Source organism: Streptomyces deserti, assembly GCF_054782695.1.
Genome location: NZ_BAAGRZ010000003.1, coordinates 353,963 through 367,584 on the forward strand (window position 1 = coordinate 353,963; position 13,622 = coordinate 367,584).

Here is a 13,622-nt window from a genome sequence, read left to right on the forward strand (position 1 = left end):
GAAAGGCCCTCCGTGTCCCCGACGCCCGTCCGCATCACCGCGGTCGACACCTACGACATCCGCTTCCCGACCTCGCGCGAGCTCGACGGCTCCGACGCGATGAACCCGGACCCCGACTACTCGGCCGCGTACGTCGTCCTGCGCACCGACGCCGCCGACGGCCACGAGGGGCACGGGTTCGCCTTCACCATCGGGCGCGGGAACGAGGTGCAGGTCGCCGCGATCGAGGCACTGCGGGGACACGTGGTGGGGCGGTCCGTGGACGAGCTGTGCGCCGACCCGTCCACCCTGAACCGCGACCTGATCGGCGACAGCCAGTTGCGCTGGCTCGGCCCGGAGAAGGGCGTGATGCACATGGCGGTCGGCGCGGTCGTCAACGCCGTGTGGGACTTGGCCGCCAAGCGCGCCGACAAGCCACTGTGGCGGCTGCTCGCCGAGGCCGAACCCGAATGGCTCGTACGCCAGGTCGACTTCCGCTACCTCACGGACGCCCTCACCCCCGAGGAGGCGCTGACCCTCCTGCGCCGGGGCCGGGAAAGCGCGAAGGAGCGCACCGCCCGGCTGCTGGCACGCGGCTACCCCGCCTACACCACCTCGCCCGGCTGGCTCGGTTACGGCGACGACAAGCTGACCCGGCTCGCCGCCCGGGCCGTCGCCGACGGCTTCACGCAGATCAAGCTCAAGGTCGGCGCGGACCTCGACGACGACCTGCGCCGCTGCCGGGTCGCCCGCGCGGTCGTCGGCCCCGGCGTGCGCCTGGCCATCGACGCCAACCAGCGCTGGGACGTCGACGAGGCGATCCGCTGGACGAAGGCGCTCGCCGAGTTCGACCCGTACTGGATCGAGGAGCCCACCAGCCCCGACGACGTGCTCGGCCACGCCGCGATCCGCCGGGCCGTCGCCCCGGTGAAGGTCGCCACCGGCGAGCACGTGCACAACCGGATCGTCTTCAAGCAGCTCCTCCAGGCCGGCGCCGTCGACGTCGTCCAGATCGACGCGGCCCGCGTCGGCGGTGTCCCCGAGAACCTGGCGATCCTGCTGCTGGCGGCCAAGTTCGGCGTCCCGGTCTGCCCGCACGCCGGCGGCGTCGGCCTGTGCGAACTCGTCCAGCACCTGTCGATGTTCGACTACGTGGCCCTCTCCGGCACCACCGAGGACCGCGTCATCGAGTACGTCGACCATCTGCACGACCACTTCCTCGACCCGGTGGTCATCCGCGAAGGTCACTACACGGCACCCACCGCGCCGGGCTTCTCGGCGGCCATGCGGCCCGAGTCGATCGCGCGGTACACCTACCCCGGCGGCACCTTCTGGGCCGCCGACCTCGACCGGAAGGGAGAGCAGGCGGTATGAGCGACTTCGAGGGCCTCAGGGCCCTGGTGACAGGCGGCGCCTCCGGCATCGGCCGGGCCACCGCGGACCTCCTGGCCGAGCGCGGCGCCCAGGTCGCCGTCCTCGACCTCGACCCGTCGGATGTCGACAAGCCGCTCCTGGCGTACCGCGCCGACGTCACCGACGACACGTCCGTACGCGAGGCCGTGGCGGCCGCGGTCGCCGGTCTCGGCGGACTCGACATCCTGGTCAACAACGCGGGCATCGGCGCCCAGGGCACCGTCGAGGACAACCCCGACGACGAGTGGCACCGTGTCTTCGACGTCAACGTCCTCGGCATGGTGCGCACGGCCCGCGCCTGCCTGCCGCACCTGCGCGCCTCCGCCCACGCCGCGATCGTCAACACCTGCTCCGTCGCGGCCACCGCGGGCCTGCCGCAGCGCGCCCTGTACAGCGCGACCAAGGGCGCCGTGTACTCCCTCACCCTCGCCATGGCCGCCGACCACGTCCGCGAGGGCATCCGCGTCAACTGCGTCAACCCCGGCACCGCGGACACCCCCTGGGTCGGCCGCCTGCTCGACGCGGCCCCCGACCCCGCCGCCGAACGCGCCGCCTTGGAGGCCCGCCAGCCCACCGGCCGCCTCGTGAGCGCCGCCGAGGTCGCGGGTGCGATCGCGTACCTCGCCAGTCCCCTGTCCGGCGCCACCACCGGCACGGCCCTGGCCGTCGACGGCGGCATGCAGGGCCTGCGACTGCGCCCGGCGGCCCGGCCGTGAACCGGCTCGGCCGCAGCGGCGTCGAGGTCAGCGCCCTCTCCTTCGGCGCCGCCGGGATCGGCAACCTGTACACCGAGGTCGGCGAGGAACAGGCGCACGCGGCCGTGGACGCCGCCTGGCAGCGGGGCATCCGCTACTTCGACACCGCGCCGCACTACGGCCTCGGCCTGTCCGAACGCCGCCTCGGCGCGGCCCTGCGCCGGCACCCTCGTACGGCGTACACGATCTCCACCAAGGTGGGCCGCCGCCTGGAACCCTCCGACGGCACGGGCGACGACCTCGCCAACGGCTTCGCCGTACGGGCCACCCACCGCCGGGTGTGGGACTTCAGCGCCGACGGCGTACGACGCACCCTGGAGGCCAGCCTGGAGCGGCTCGGCCTCGACCGCGTCGACGTCGTCTACCTGCACGACCCCGACGACCACCCGGAGCAGGCCTTCCGCGAGGGCTATCCGGCCCTGGAGAAGCTGCGCTCCGAGGGCGTGGTCGGCGCGATCGGCGCCGGCATGAACCAGGCGGAGATGCTCACCCGCTTCGTCCGCGACACCGACGTCGACGTGGTGCTGTGCGCCGGCCGCTACACCCTGCTCGACCAGAGCGCGCTGACCGAACTGCTGCCCGCAGCGGATGAACGCGGGGTGTCGGTCGTCATCGGCGGCGCCTTCAACTCCGGCCTGCTCGCCGACCCCAGACCCGGGGCGACGTACAACTACACCGCCGCCCCGACCGAGTTGCTCCACCGCGCCCTGCGGCTGAAGTCGGTCGCCGACCGGCACGGCACCACCCTGCGCGCCGCCGCCCTGGCCTTCTGCGCCGCCCACCCGGCCGTCGCGAGCGTCCTCGTCGGCGCGCGTTCGGCGCACGAAGTCCGCGACTGCGCGCACCAGTTCGCGGCACCGGTGCCCGCCGCCCTCTGGCAGGAACTGCGGGACAAGGGCCTGCTGCCCGCCGACGCCCCCGTGCCCGCCGAGGAGCCGTCGTAATGGAGTCGTCATGAGAGTCGCCCTGCACACCAAGGTCCGGCCCGACCGGATCGCCGAGTACGAGGCCGCCCACCGCGAGGTGCCGAAGGAGCTCACCCGCGCGATCCGCGCCGCCGGGGCCACGTCGTGGACGATCTGGCGCAGCGGCAGCGACCTGTTCCACGTCCTGGAGTGCGAGGACTACGGCCGTCTCCTCGCCGAGCTGGAGAAACTGCCGGTCAACGTCGCCTGGCAAGCCCGCATGGCCGAGCTGCTGGACGTCGTGCACGACTACTCCGGCGCGGGAGCCGACGCGGGCCTGCCCGTCGTATGGGAGCTGCCGTCGTGACCGTCGTCGACGCGCACCACCACGTGTGGGACCTCACCGTCCGCGACCAGGACTGGATCAGGGGCCCCGAACTCCGGCCGCTCAGGCGCACCTTCACGCTCACCGACCTCGAACCCGAGGCACGCGCGGCCGGGGTCGACCGCACCGTCCTGGTCCAGACGATCACCGTGCCCGAGGAGACCCCGGAGTTCCTGGCCCTGGCCGACGCACACGAGCTGGTCGCGGGCGTGGTCGGCTGGACCGACCTCACCCGCCCGGACGTCGCCGACGAGCTCGCCCGGCTGCGGGAACTCCCCGGCGGCCGGTACCTCAAGGGCATCCGCCACCAGGTCCAGGGCGAGAAGGACCCCGAGTGGCTGCTGCGGCCCGACGTACGCCGGGGCCTGAGCGCCGTCGCCGACGCCGGACTGGTCTACGACCTGGTCGTCCTGCCGCACCAACTGCCCGCCTGTGCCGAGGCGGCGGCCTCCCTGCCCGGCCTCACCTTCGTCCTCGACCACGCGGGCAAGCCGCCCATCTCCTCGGGCGAGCTCGAACCCTGGGCCTCGGACCTGCGCGCCCTCGCCGCCCTGCCCAACACTGTCTGCAAGCTCTCCGGCCTGGTCACCGAGGCCGACCCCGCCTCCTGGACCGTCGACGACCTGCGCCCGTACGCGGACGTCGTGCTGGACGCCTTCGGTCCCGCCCGGCTGATGTTCGGCTCGGACTGGCCGGTGTGCACCCTGGCGGCGACGTACGGTGACGTGCTCGTGACGGCGGAGGAACTGACCGGCTCGCTCAGCGACTCCGAGCGCACCCAGGTCCGCGCCGCCACCGCCACCCGCGTCTACGACCTCTGAACGACCCCGGCCAGCCGGGTCGGCGGCAGGTACTCCCGTACGTACGTCCGCTCCCAGCACGCGCCCGTCTCCCGCAGCTCCCGCCAGGTCGTGTAGCGGTAGCGGAACAGGCGGGCGCGGATGTAGCGCGGAGGCTCGTCCGGCGGGAACGGGGAGCGGCGCAGCAGCTTCAGCGTGTCGCGGTCGTTCTCCAGGAGGCGTTCCACCAGGGCGCCGAACCACGCCCCGGCGTAGGCGGGGGAGAGCGCGGCGAACCACATCAGCCAGTCCAGCCGCAGATGGTACGGCGCGTACTGGCGCGGCCAGCGGCGCGGATCGCCCGGCTTGCCCTTGAACTCGTACTCCCGCCAGTCGGAGTCCTCGCGCGGCACGTCGTCCGCGGTGCCCTCGATGACCACCTCGTAGCGGATCCGGCTGACGCTGCCGAACGCGCCGTAGGTGTTGACCAGGTGCAGCGGGTCGAAGGAGCGGTTCATGACCTGGCGGCGGGAGAGCATGTTGCGGACCGGGTGGTAGCTCAGGGCCACGAGCAGCGCGGCGACCGCGAGGACCACGACCACGTACCACAGCGGGGCGTCGGGCAGGCTCGGCGGATCCGCCGGGAATCGCACCGCCGACAGGGCCAGCACGATCGTGATCCAGTTCAGCCAGGAGAAGTTGCCCGAGAGCACCAGCCAGAGCTGGGTGGCGATCATCAGCGAGGCGGCGGCCGTGGCGACGGGCTGCGGGGCGAAGAGCAGGAACGGCACCACGAGTTGGGTGAAGTGGTTCGCGGCCACCTCGACGCGGTGCAGCGGCTTGGGCAGATGGTGGAAGAACCAGCTCAGCGGGCCCGGCATCGGCTGGGTCTCGTGGTGGTGGTCCAGGCAGGTCAGCTTCCGCCAGCACTCGTCGCCGCGCATCTTGATCAGGCCCGCGCCGAACTCGACGCGGAACAGGATCCACCGCAGGAGGAAGAGCACCACGACTGGCGGGGCCACCTCGTCGTTGCCGAGGAAGACGGCGAGGAAACCGACCTCCAGCAGCAGGGACTCCCAGCCGAACGAGTACCAGGTCTGCCCGACGTTGACGATCGACAGGTACAGCACCCACGGCACCAGCCACAGCAGCATGGCCCCCCACAGCGGCAGGAGCGAGTCGAGCCCCGCGACCAGCGCCGCCGACACCGCGCAGCCCGCCCAGGCGCAGGCCGCGAAGAAGCGGTCCGAGTAGTGCAGCTGGAACAGGCTCGGCGCCTGCTTGAACGGCACCCGCTCGACGAACCGGGGCACCGGCAGCATGCCGCGCTCCCCGATCAGCGCGCGGAACTGCAGCGCCGCCGTCAGGAACGCGACCAGGTACAGGACGGCGAGACCCCGCTGGAAGACCAGCCGGGTCAGCCAGTAGTCGGACGCGGTGAACCAGTCCACGGGCCGGCGCTCCTCCCTCCTGAGTGAAGCAGACAACAGGGGCTGATCGCCCGATGCGGGGTGGGAGGGAGAGACGCGGACCCCTACCGGAACCCTCGTACCGGCCTACGCGCAGCCGGCGGCGCTCCTCGTCACCGGCTGCGGCGCCGAGGCCGCCGGCGACGCCACGGGCTCCGGCGGAGAGCTCTTCCTCCCGCCGGACGCGGCCCAGGGGCGGACCCCTTCACGGACTCCACGGCTACCCCGTCCCCCGCCACCCGAACGCGACGCCCCGGCCGCCGGGGGCATCTTCGGCAGCCCCACCGGCGTCTTTGACAACTGAGGGAAGATAACGTCCCTGCATACCAGTCGAAGAATCGGACGAATCCTGGCAAGGTGGGCCCATGGCTGATCGGGGAGCGAGCGCCCTGTCTCTCCCGGACGACTGGCCCGCCCACCCGGACCCGGTTCTGGCGCTCAACCGCATGGGCAGCTTCGACTGGGACCTGGACACCGGCCTCATGCAGATGGACGCCCAGGCCCACGAGGTCTTCGACGTGCGCCCCGACGAGTACGACGAGCACCCCGAGACCCTGGCGATGCGGGTCCCGCCGGGCGAGGCCCGGCGCCTGGACGCGGCGGTCTCCCAGGCCCTGAAGGACGGCAGCGAGAACTACGGCGCCTACTTCCGCATCCGCTGCCGCGACGGCACCCTGCGCTGGACCCACACCCAGGGCTACATCCGGCGCGACGAGACCGGCCGGCCCCGCCGCATCATCGGCATCGTCCGGGACGCCACCCAGGAACTCGCCGAGAGCGAGGGCCGCCGCGAACAGGCCGCGCAGGACGAGGCCCGCCGCCGGCAGACCAACGTCGTACAGCTCACCACCGCCGCCCTCGCCCACGCCCGCACCGTGGACGACGTCATCGACGTCCTCAAGGACACCCACGGCCTCACCCACCTGGGCGCCACCAGCCTCGTCATGGGCCTGGTCGAGGCGGGCCGCATCCGGCTGGTCGCCGAGGGCCCCGCGGGCAGCTTCGTCCCCGGCACGCGGGTCACCCGGATCGACGAGCCCTACCCGATGAGCGAGGTCGTACGGACCCTCAGGCCGCGGTTCATCGAGTCGCCCGAGGAGTTCGCGCGGTGCTACCCGATCCTGTGGCCGCACATCACCGACCTCAACATCAACTCGGCCGCCTACATGCCGCTGATCGCCCAGGCCCGGCCCATCGGCGCGATCGGCCTGCTCTACAGCGACCGGCGCGGCTTCTCGCCCGAGGACCGCAACGTCCTCCTCGCCCTCGGCAGCAGCATCGCGCAGAGCCTGCAACGGGCCATGCTCTACGAACAGGAGATCGACCTCGCGCAGAGCCTGCAGCAGGCCATGCTGCCGCGCACCATCCCCAGCGTGCCCGGTGCCGACGTGGCCGTCCGCTACCGCTCCGCCACCATCGGCGGCTCCCTCGGCCGGGACATCGGCGGCGACTGGTACGACCTGATCCCGCTCCCGGGCGGCCGCGTCGGCGCCGTCATCGGCGACGTCCAGGGACACGACACGCACGCCGCCGCCGTCATGGGCCAGCTCCGCATCGTGCTGCGCGCCTACGCCGCCGAGGGGCACCCTCCGGCCACCGTGATGGCACGGGCCTCCGTCTTCCTCCACGAACTCGACACCGACCGCTTCGCGACCTGCCTGTACGCCGAGGCCGACCTGTCGACCGGAGTGGTCCAGGTGGTCCGGGCCGGGCACATCGACCCGCTGGTGCGGCAGACCGACGGCTCCTGCCGCCGTGTGTCCGTCGCCGGCGGGCTGCCGCTCGGCCTGTCCGCGGAGTTCGGGCGCCTCGACTACCCGGTGAGCACCGTCGAGCTCGACCCGGGCACCACCCTGCTGCTGTGCACCGACGGCCTGGTCGAGCAGCCCGGCGCCGACCTCGACGACGGCATGAAGACCCTCACGGCGCTCATCGCCGCCGGCCCCGACGACCCACGGGACCTCGCCGACCTGCTCATCGAGGTGGCCGCCGAGCGCGGCGGCGACGACGACGTGGCCCTGCTCCTGCTGCGCCGCCGGGTCCCGGACACCGCGCAGCCCGGCGGCCGGCTCCAGCAGCACGTGGTGCCCGGCGACCCGGAGGCCCTCGCCGATGCCCGGCACATGATCCGCGCCGCGGTCTCCGCCTGGGGCGCCCGGGACCGCGCCGACGAGATCGAACTCGCCGCCGACGAGCTGATCACCAACGCCCTGATGCACACCGAGGGCTCCGCGGTCGTCACCCTCAGGGTCCTCACCGGCTCCGAACGCCGGCTGCGCGTGGAGGTCGAGGACTCCTCCAGCGCCCTGCCGCGCCGCCGCGAGGCGGGCGAGTCGGGCGTCTCCGGCCGGGGCCTGCTCCTCGTCGAGCTGCTCACGGACGTGTGGGGCGTGGAGGCCCGCGGCGGCGGCAAGTGCGTCTGGTGCGAGTTCGTGGTGCCGAACGGGGACTGAGCAGCGACGGGACGCGACCGGCCTCACATGGCACTGTCGGTCCCGGATGGCACTCTGGACGTATGCCGGAACTCCCCGAGGTCGAGGCGCTCAAGGACTTCCTCACCGAGCACCTCGTCGGCTACGAGATCGTCCGGGTGCTGCCCGTGGCGATCAGCGTCCTGAAGACGTACGACCCTCCGCTCTCCGCCGTCGAGGGCCACGAGGTCGCCGCCGTGCACCGGCACGGCAAGTTCCTCGACGTCGAGACGGCGCAGGGCCCGCACTTCGTCACGCACCTGGCCCGCGCGGGCTGGCTGCACTGGAAGGACCGCCTCCCCGACGGCCCGCCCCGCCCCGGCAAGGGCCCCCTCGCCCTGCGCGTGGCCCTGGAGACGGGCGCGGGCTTCGACCTGACCGAGGCGGGCACACAGAAGCGGCTCGCGGTGTACGTCGTGGCGGACCCGCGGCAGGTGCCGGGCATCGCACGCCTCGGCCCCGACCCGCTGGCCGACGACTTCGACGAGCAGCGCTTCGCCGGGCTCCTGGCGGGCGAACGGCGGCAGCTGAAGGGCGCGCTGCGCGACCAGAGCCTGATCGCGGGCGTCGGCAACGCCTACAGCGACGAGATCCTGCACGCGGCGAAGATGTCCCCCTTCAAACTGGCCGCCTCCCTGACCCCCCAGGAGACCGGCCGCCTCTACGGGGCGCTGCGCAGCACGCTGACGGAGGCGGTCGAACGCTCCCGGGGCCAGGCCGCCGGCCGCCTGAAGGCCGAGAAGAAGTCCGGGCTGCGCGTCCACGGCCGCACCGGCGAGCCCTGCCCGGTGTGCGGTGACACCATCCGCGAGGTGTCCTTCAGCGACTCCTCCCTCCAGTACTGCCCGACCTGCCAGACGGGCGGCAAACCGCTCGCGGACCGCAGACTGTCCCGGCTGCTGAAGTGACACCTGGTCTCCTCGGGCGGACCGATGAGTCGGGCCGCCGCCCCCGGTCATCTCCGGAGGCGACATACCGCCCGACCGAAGGGAGACCCTGATGCGGCAACCGACCTTTCACCCGGCGCTGCGGCAGCTGGACGTGCTCGTGGGCGCGTGGGACATGTGGGCCGCCGGCCACCGCGCCGGGCCGGTCCGCACCGAGATCGCGTGGCTGGAGGCCGGAGCCTTCCTCGTCCAGCGCGCGGACACCGGCCCCGACACGGCGCTCCCCGACGAGTGGGCCACCCACGCACCGTTTCCCACCGTCACGCTGACCGGCTACGACGACACCTCCGGCGACTTCACGACGCTGTACGCCGACGGCCGCGGCGTCGCCCGCGTCTACCGCACGTGCCTGAGCGACGGCGTGTGGCGGCAGTGGCGCGCCGCGCCCGGCTTCCATCAGCGGTTCACCGCGGGCTTCGGCGACGGCGGCGACACGATCGAGGGCCGCTGGGAACGGTCGGCCGACGGCACGGCCTGGGAGGTCGACTTCGAGGTGACCTACCGCCGGGCCGGGAAGCCGTAGCCGTCGCGGCCGGAACGCCGACCCCTCCTGGCCGCCGCCTACCGATCGGACGGCGGCTCGAGCGTCACCAGGTGCTCCCCGTCCTCCGTGCGGAGCTCGTAGCGGGCGATCTCGTCCGTGTGCTTCGACGAGCCGCTCACCATCGTGTTGGGGCGGGCGTCGTGCCGGGGCGGGCTCCAGCTGGTCACCGTCTCCTCGGAGCCGTCGTGGCCGATGACGACGAGGTGGCAGGCGCGGGGACCCGCGCCGTCCTTGACCTTCAGCTCCACCTGGCTGCCGTAGACCTCGTCCTGCGTCGTGATCTGCGCCCACACCCCCGACCGCTCGTCGGTCGCCGTGATCCGCACGGGCTGCTGGTCGTCGCCGCCCGCCATCACCGCGACCCCGGGCGCGGCCACCGCGAACACCACCGACGCGGCCACGGCGAACAGCAGCCGCCGGCGTCCGGCCCGCTTCCGGTCCGCGACCTCGGCCAGCAGCCTGTCCAGCATCCGCGGGCCGGGCTTCGCCACCGGATGCACGACCCGCGGCGTGGCCCGCCGGTACAGCATCAACTGCCGTGTCACCGGACCGAGTTCGGTCACCTGTGCCGCGCAGCGAGGGCACTCCATGAGGTGGTCCTCGAAGCGGAATGCCTCCACCTCGTCCAGCACGCCGAGCGCGTAGGCGCCGACGTCGCGATGCCTTTCCAGGGACCTCATGCCGAATCCTCGTGCCGTTGGGTGCGGGTGTGGTTACTGCTTGCTCCCACCGGTACGTACCAGTCAGCCGAATCACTCAAGGCATGCGCAGAATCGCAACCAAAGGATTCGGAGCGGCTCGGCCCGCGGATTGGTCCGGATCCAGAAAATCTCCTGGCGATCCGGATCTAGAAGAGATGGATGGCGAGATGGCCGAGCGGCAGCCCGAGCTGCCAGGCCGGGGTCCACACCTTCGGCCCCTCGTCCTCGCCGATCACCGGACCGCCGCCCGGCACCGCGTTCAGGTCGGGCGCGAGCAGCTCGGTCTCCTGCAGCCAGCGCCAGGCCGCCTCCGCCAGCGCCAGATCCGGCGCGGGCCGGCCGGACGCCGCCGCGTCGGCGGCGAGGTCGGCCAGCCGCTCGCGCACCCACTCCTGCCACGGCTGGTCGTACGCCGTCAGCGACAGCCAGGTCTCCAGCTGGGTGACGACCCGGATGCCGGACAGCTCGCCGTCGGTGTCGGACAGGAAGATGGTCAGCGCCAGGGCATCACGCCCCGCGCGGAACTCGAAGGACGTCGGCGGCATCAGATCGCCGCTCCGCAACAGCTCGTCGGCGATGTACTCGGCGTACAACCATGCCATGGGAACGGTCAGTTCACCGTCACCGGTGCCGTCCGTGCCCTCGTGACCTCTGTGCAGCATCCCTTCCTGCCTTCCTCCGGTACGTGCGCGTCGCCCGACCCGAGCCCTGCGAGGGCCCCATCCGGAACACGGATGAGGACAGCCGATTACTCAACCGGGGTCCGCAGCAAGGCGCTTTACGGAGGTTTGACTCAGCCATTGGTTTCACCGCAGGTCGGCGGCGTAGCCCGGCAGGACCCGGCGCAGGGCGCGCAGCGCATAGTACGCGCGGGACTTCACCGTACCGGGCGGGATTCCCAGGGTTGCCGCCGCTTCCGCCACACTCGCCCCCTGGAAGTACACGAGCACCAGGACTTCACGGTGTTCGGGAGTGAGTGTCTTCACAGCCTCGCGGACATCCAGCATCGCCGCGGCCCGCTCGGCGTGGTCGGAGATCACCCGTGCGTTCTCCAGCACCGCGTCCCCGACCTCCGGTGGCCGCGCCTGCCGGGCCCGGCGCGCGTCGATCGCGAGCCGCCGCGCCACGGTCATGAGCCAGGGGCGTACGGAGTCGAAGTCGTCGGCGCGCAGGGCCTCGGGATGCTGCCAGGCGCGCACCAGCGTTTCCTGGACCAGATCCTCCGCGCGCTGCCGGTCGCCGTCGCAGAGCCGGAGCAGGAGCGCGAAGAGGGGCCGGCCGTGCTCCCGCTGCAGTGCGGCGAGCTCGTGCTCGGCGGTCGTCCCGTTCGTGAGAGTGGTTCCGGCCGTCATGGCCGTATGGCACCCCAGGGGGCCGCCCTGGCACAGGGCACGCACACGGGTCTGCGACGGACGGTCGATCGCGTCGGCGAACGGTTCGACGAACGGTCGGCGCGGACCGCCCGTTGCCCACCGGACGGGCTAATGAGCGTGTCGGAGCCGGATGGGGACGCCTGCGACTCCTTTCCTGTTTGTGTGTAAATACGCCTTTTTGTGTATACGACCACGACGGGGTGAAACGGATGATCGCACGCAGTCGGCAGGTGGCCCTGGCCCTGACCGTCGTCCTGGCCGCGGGCGCCGCCTGCCAGGCCCGCAACCACCAAGCGCCCGGCCCCGGGCGTCCTGCCCCGTCCGCGGTGGCCCCCGGCGGCTTCACCCTGGTCGCCTCCGGCGACGTCCTCCCGCACAGCTCGATCATCGACCGGGCCCGCTTCGACGCGGGCGGCACCGGCTACGACTTCCGCCAGATGCTCTCCGGCGTCCGTCCCGTCGTCTCCCGCGCCGACGTCGCCCTGTGCCACATGGAGACGGTGTACGGCGCGGACGGCGACTACACCGGCTACCCCACCTTCAAGTCCCCGCCCGAGGTGGCCCGGGCCCTCGCCGCCACCGGCTACGACGGCTGCTCCACCGCCTCCAACCACACCCTGGACGACGGCGCCGACGGCGTCCACCGCACCCTGAACGCCCTCGACCGCGCGGGCGTACGGCACGCCGGCTCGGCGCGCACCGAGGAGGAGGCGCGCACCGTCACGCTCCTGCACGCCGGCCCCGCGAAGGTCGCCCACCTCGCCTACACCTACGGCACCAACGGCATCCCGCTGCCGCCCGACCAGCCGTGGGCCGTCAACCTCGTCGAGGAGGCCCGGATCCTCACGGACGCCCAGGTCGCGCGGCGGGCGGGTGCCGACGTGGTCGTCGTGTCCCTGCACTGGGGCACGGAATGGCAGGACGCCCCCGACCAGCAGCAGCTGACCCTGGCGCGACGGCTCACCGCAGCCCGCACCGGCGGCCGCCCCGACATCGACCTGATCCTCGGCACCCACGCCCATGTCCCGCAGGCCTACGAGAAGGTCAACGGCACCTGGGTGGTCTACGGGATGGGCGACCAGGTCGCCGGCGCGATGGTCAACCACCAGGGCGTCCAGGACCCGCGCGGCAACCAGTCCACGCTCGGCCGCTTCACCTTCGCCCCGCCCGCGCGGCCGGGCGGCCGCTGGGAGGTGACGAAGGCCGAGTTCGTCCCGCAGTGGTTCGACATCGACGCCGGCCGGGTGGTGAACCTCAACCGGGCGCTCGCCCAGGGCGCCGACGTGCGTGCCGTACGCGACCGCATCCGGGACGTGGTGCTGAGCCGGGGCGCGGGCAAGGACGGGCTGGTGATGGGGGAGTAGGCCGGGGGGAGGGGTGAGGAGCGGGGCGGGGGCGGAGGGGGAGGGAGGTCAGTTCACGTCGACGTGGTCGAAGAGCTTGAGCATCTCGCCGAGCACGCGTAGGCACGCCGTCACGTCGGCCTCCGTCAGATCGCCGCCGGTCTGCCGCAGCACCGAGTGCTCGCGGGCGAGGACGGCGGCGATCGCCTCGCGGCCGTCGGCCGTCAGCCGGATCAGCGAGGACCGCTGATGGGCGGGGTTGGGGATGCTCTCCACCAGGGCGCGGGCCGCCGCGTCGTTGACCATGCGCTGCACGAACTGCCGGCTGATCGCCTGCGCGCGCCCCATCTGCGGGACGGTCATGGGCCCGTGCTTGTGCAGCAGATCGAGTACGGCGCGCACGCCGACGGACAGTCCCTCGATGGCCTCCCCCTGCTCGACCGCGCGCTGGACGCGCCGGTAGAGCGGGCCCACCAGGTCGAAGACCTCGGTGAGGCGGCGGCCGAGTTCGTCAGGGGGGAGTGGCTTGTCGATGTCGTTCACCGGACCATCATGACA

The 13,622-nt window shown here is 72.6% G+C and carries 14 protein-coding genes; 9 read left to right on the forward strand and 5 right to left on the reverse strand.

Going from position 1 to position 13,622, the window contains the following annotated elements:
• Positions 1-12: 12 nt before the first annotated feature.
• Genes ACYVMZ_RS09875 through ACYVMZ_RS09895 form a run of 5 tightly spaced genes read left to right on the forward strand, consistent with a single transcriptional unit; the run spans position 13 to position 4,258 of the window.
• Entirely contained in the window at positions 13-1,353 is a 1,341-nt protein-coding gene (locus ACYVMZ_RS09875; protein WP_461077722.1) for an L-fuconate dehydratase, read from the forward strand.
• Positions 1,350-2,108, forward strand: coding sequence for an SDR family NAD(P)-dependent oxidoreductase (locus tag ACYVMZ_RS09880; protein WP_461077724.1), 759 nt, complete (start codon positions 1,350-1,352; stop codon positions 2,106-2,108). The genes ACYVMZ_RS09875 and ACYVMZ_RS09880 overlap by 4 nt, the downstream gene beginning before the upstream one ends.
• Complete coding sequence (locus ACYVMZ_RS09885) at positions 2,105-3,091, forward strand: aldo/keto reductase (protein ID WP_461077726.1); 987 nt, start codon at positions 2,105-2,107, stop codon at positions 3,089-3,091. The genes ACYVMZ_RS09880 and ACYVMZ_RS09885 overlap by 4 nt, the downstream gene beginning before the upstream one ends.
• A gap of 10 nt (positions 3,092-3,101) precedes the next feature.
• Positions 3,102-3,419: an L-rhamnose mutarotase gene (locus ACYVMZ_RS09890; RefSeq protein WP_461077728.1), complete on the forward strand. Its 318-nt coding sequence runs from the start codon at positions 3,102-3,104 to the stop codon at positions 3,417-3,419.
• Positions 3,401-4,258 (forward strand): amidohydrolase family protein, encoded by an 858-nt coding sequence (locus ACYVMZ_RS09895; protein WP_461077730.1) that lies wholly within the window; start codon positions 3,401-3,403, stop codon positions 4,256-4,258. The genes ACYVMZ_RS09890 and ACYVMZ_RS09895 overlap by 19 nt, the downstream gene beginning before the upstream one ends.
• Here the strand turns inward: ACYVMZ_RS09895 and ACYVMZ_RS09900 are convergent.
• The gene (locus ACYVMZ_RS09900; protein WP_461077732.1) at positions 4,246-5,667 is read right to left on the reverse strand and encodes a lipase maturation factor family protein; all 1,422 of its coding nucleotides are present in this window, start codon (positions 5,665-5,667) and stop codon (positions 4,246-4,248) included. The two genes, ACYVMZ_RS09895 and ACYVMZ_RS09900, sit on opposite strands and share 13 nt — an antisense overlap.
• 383 nt (positions 5,668-6,050) lie before the next feature.
• Between ACYVMZ_RS09900 and ACYVMZ_RS09905 the strand changes: the two genes are divergently transcribed.
• The 3 genes from ACYVMZ_RS09905 to ACYVMZ_RS09915 all read left to right on the forward strand — a co-directional run bounded on the left by ACYVMZ_RS09905 (position 6,051) and on the right by ACYVMZ_RS09915 (position 9,626).
• Positions 6,051-8,138, forward strand: coding sequence for a SpoIIE family protein phosphatase (locus tag ACYVMZ_RS09905; RefSeq protein WP_461077734.1), 2,088 nt, complete (start codon positions 6,051-6,053; stop codon positions 8,136-8,138).
• Positions 8,139-8,200: 62 nt separating this feature from the next.
• Positions 8,201-9,064: an Fpg/Nei family DNA glycosylase gene (locus tag ACYVMZ_RS09910; protein ID WP_461077736.1), complete on the forward strand. Its 864-nt coding sequence runs from the start codon at positions 8,201-8,203 to the stop codon at positions 9,062-9,064.
• Between the two features lie 91 nt (positions 9,065-9,155).
• On the forward strand, positions 9,156-9,626 hold the full coding sequence (locus tag ACYVMZ_RS09915; RefSeq protein ID WP_461077738.1) for a hypothetical protein: 471 nt from the start codon (positions 9,156-9,158) through the stop codon (positions 9,624-9,626).
• A 38-nt stretch (positions 9,627-9,664) separates the two neighbouring features.
• Here ACYVMZ_RS09915 and ACYVMZ_RS09920 read toward each other — a convergent pair whose 3' ends face one another.
• The 3 genes from ACYVMZ_RS09920 to ACYVMZ_RS09930 form a co-directional block, all read right to left on the reverse strand.
• Positions 9,665-10,327, reverse strand: a complete 663-nt coding sequence (locus ACYVMZ_RS09920) for a zf-HC2 domain-containing protein (RefSeq protein WP_461077740.1) — start codon at positions 10,325-10,327, stop codon at positions 9,665-9,667.
• Positions 10,328-10,494: 167 nt separating this feature from the next.
• Positions 10,495-11,010 (reverse strand): hypothetical protein, encoded by a 516-nt coding sequence (locus tag ACYVMZ_RS09925; RefSeq protein ID WP_461077742.1) that lies wholly within the window; start codon positions 11,008-11,010, stop codon positions 10,495-10,497.
• Positions 11,011-11,154: 144 nt separating this feature from the next.
• Positions 11,155-11,700 (reverse strand): sigma-70 family RNA polymerase sigma factor, encoded by a 546-nt coding sequence (locus ACYVMZ_RS09930; RefSeq protein ID WP_461077744.1) that lies wholly within the window; start codon positions 11,698-11,700, stop codon positions 11,155-11,157.
• Between the two features lie 230 nt (positions 11,701-11,930).
• Between ACYVMZ_RS09930 and ACYVMZ_RS09935 the strand changes: the two genes are divergently transcribed.
• Positions 11,931-13,085 carry a CapA family protein gene (locus ACYVMZ_RS09935; RefSeq protein WP_461077746.1) on the forward strand — a complete coding sequence of 385 codons (1,155 nt, stop codon included), beginning with the start codon at positions 11,931-11,933 and terminating at the stop codon, positions 13,083-13,085.
• Positions 13,086-13,133: 48 nt separating this feature from the next.
• Here the strand turns inward: ACYVMZ_RS09935 and ACYVMZ_RS09940 are convergent, their stop codons facing one another.
• Entirely contained in the window at positions 13,134-13,607 is a 474-nt protein-coding gene (locus tag ACYVMZ_RS09940) for a MarR family winged helix-turn-helix transcriptional regulator (protein ID WP_461077748.1), read from the reverse strand.
• Positions 13,608-13,622 lie beyond the last annotated feature (15 nt).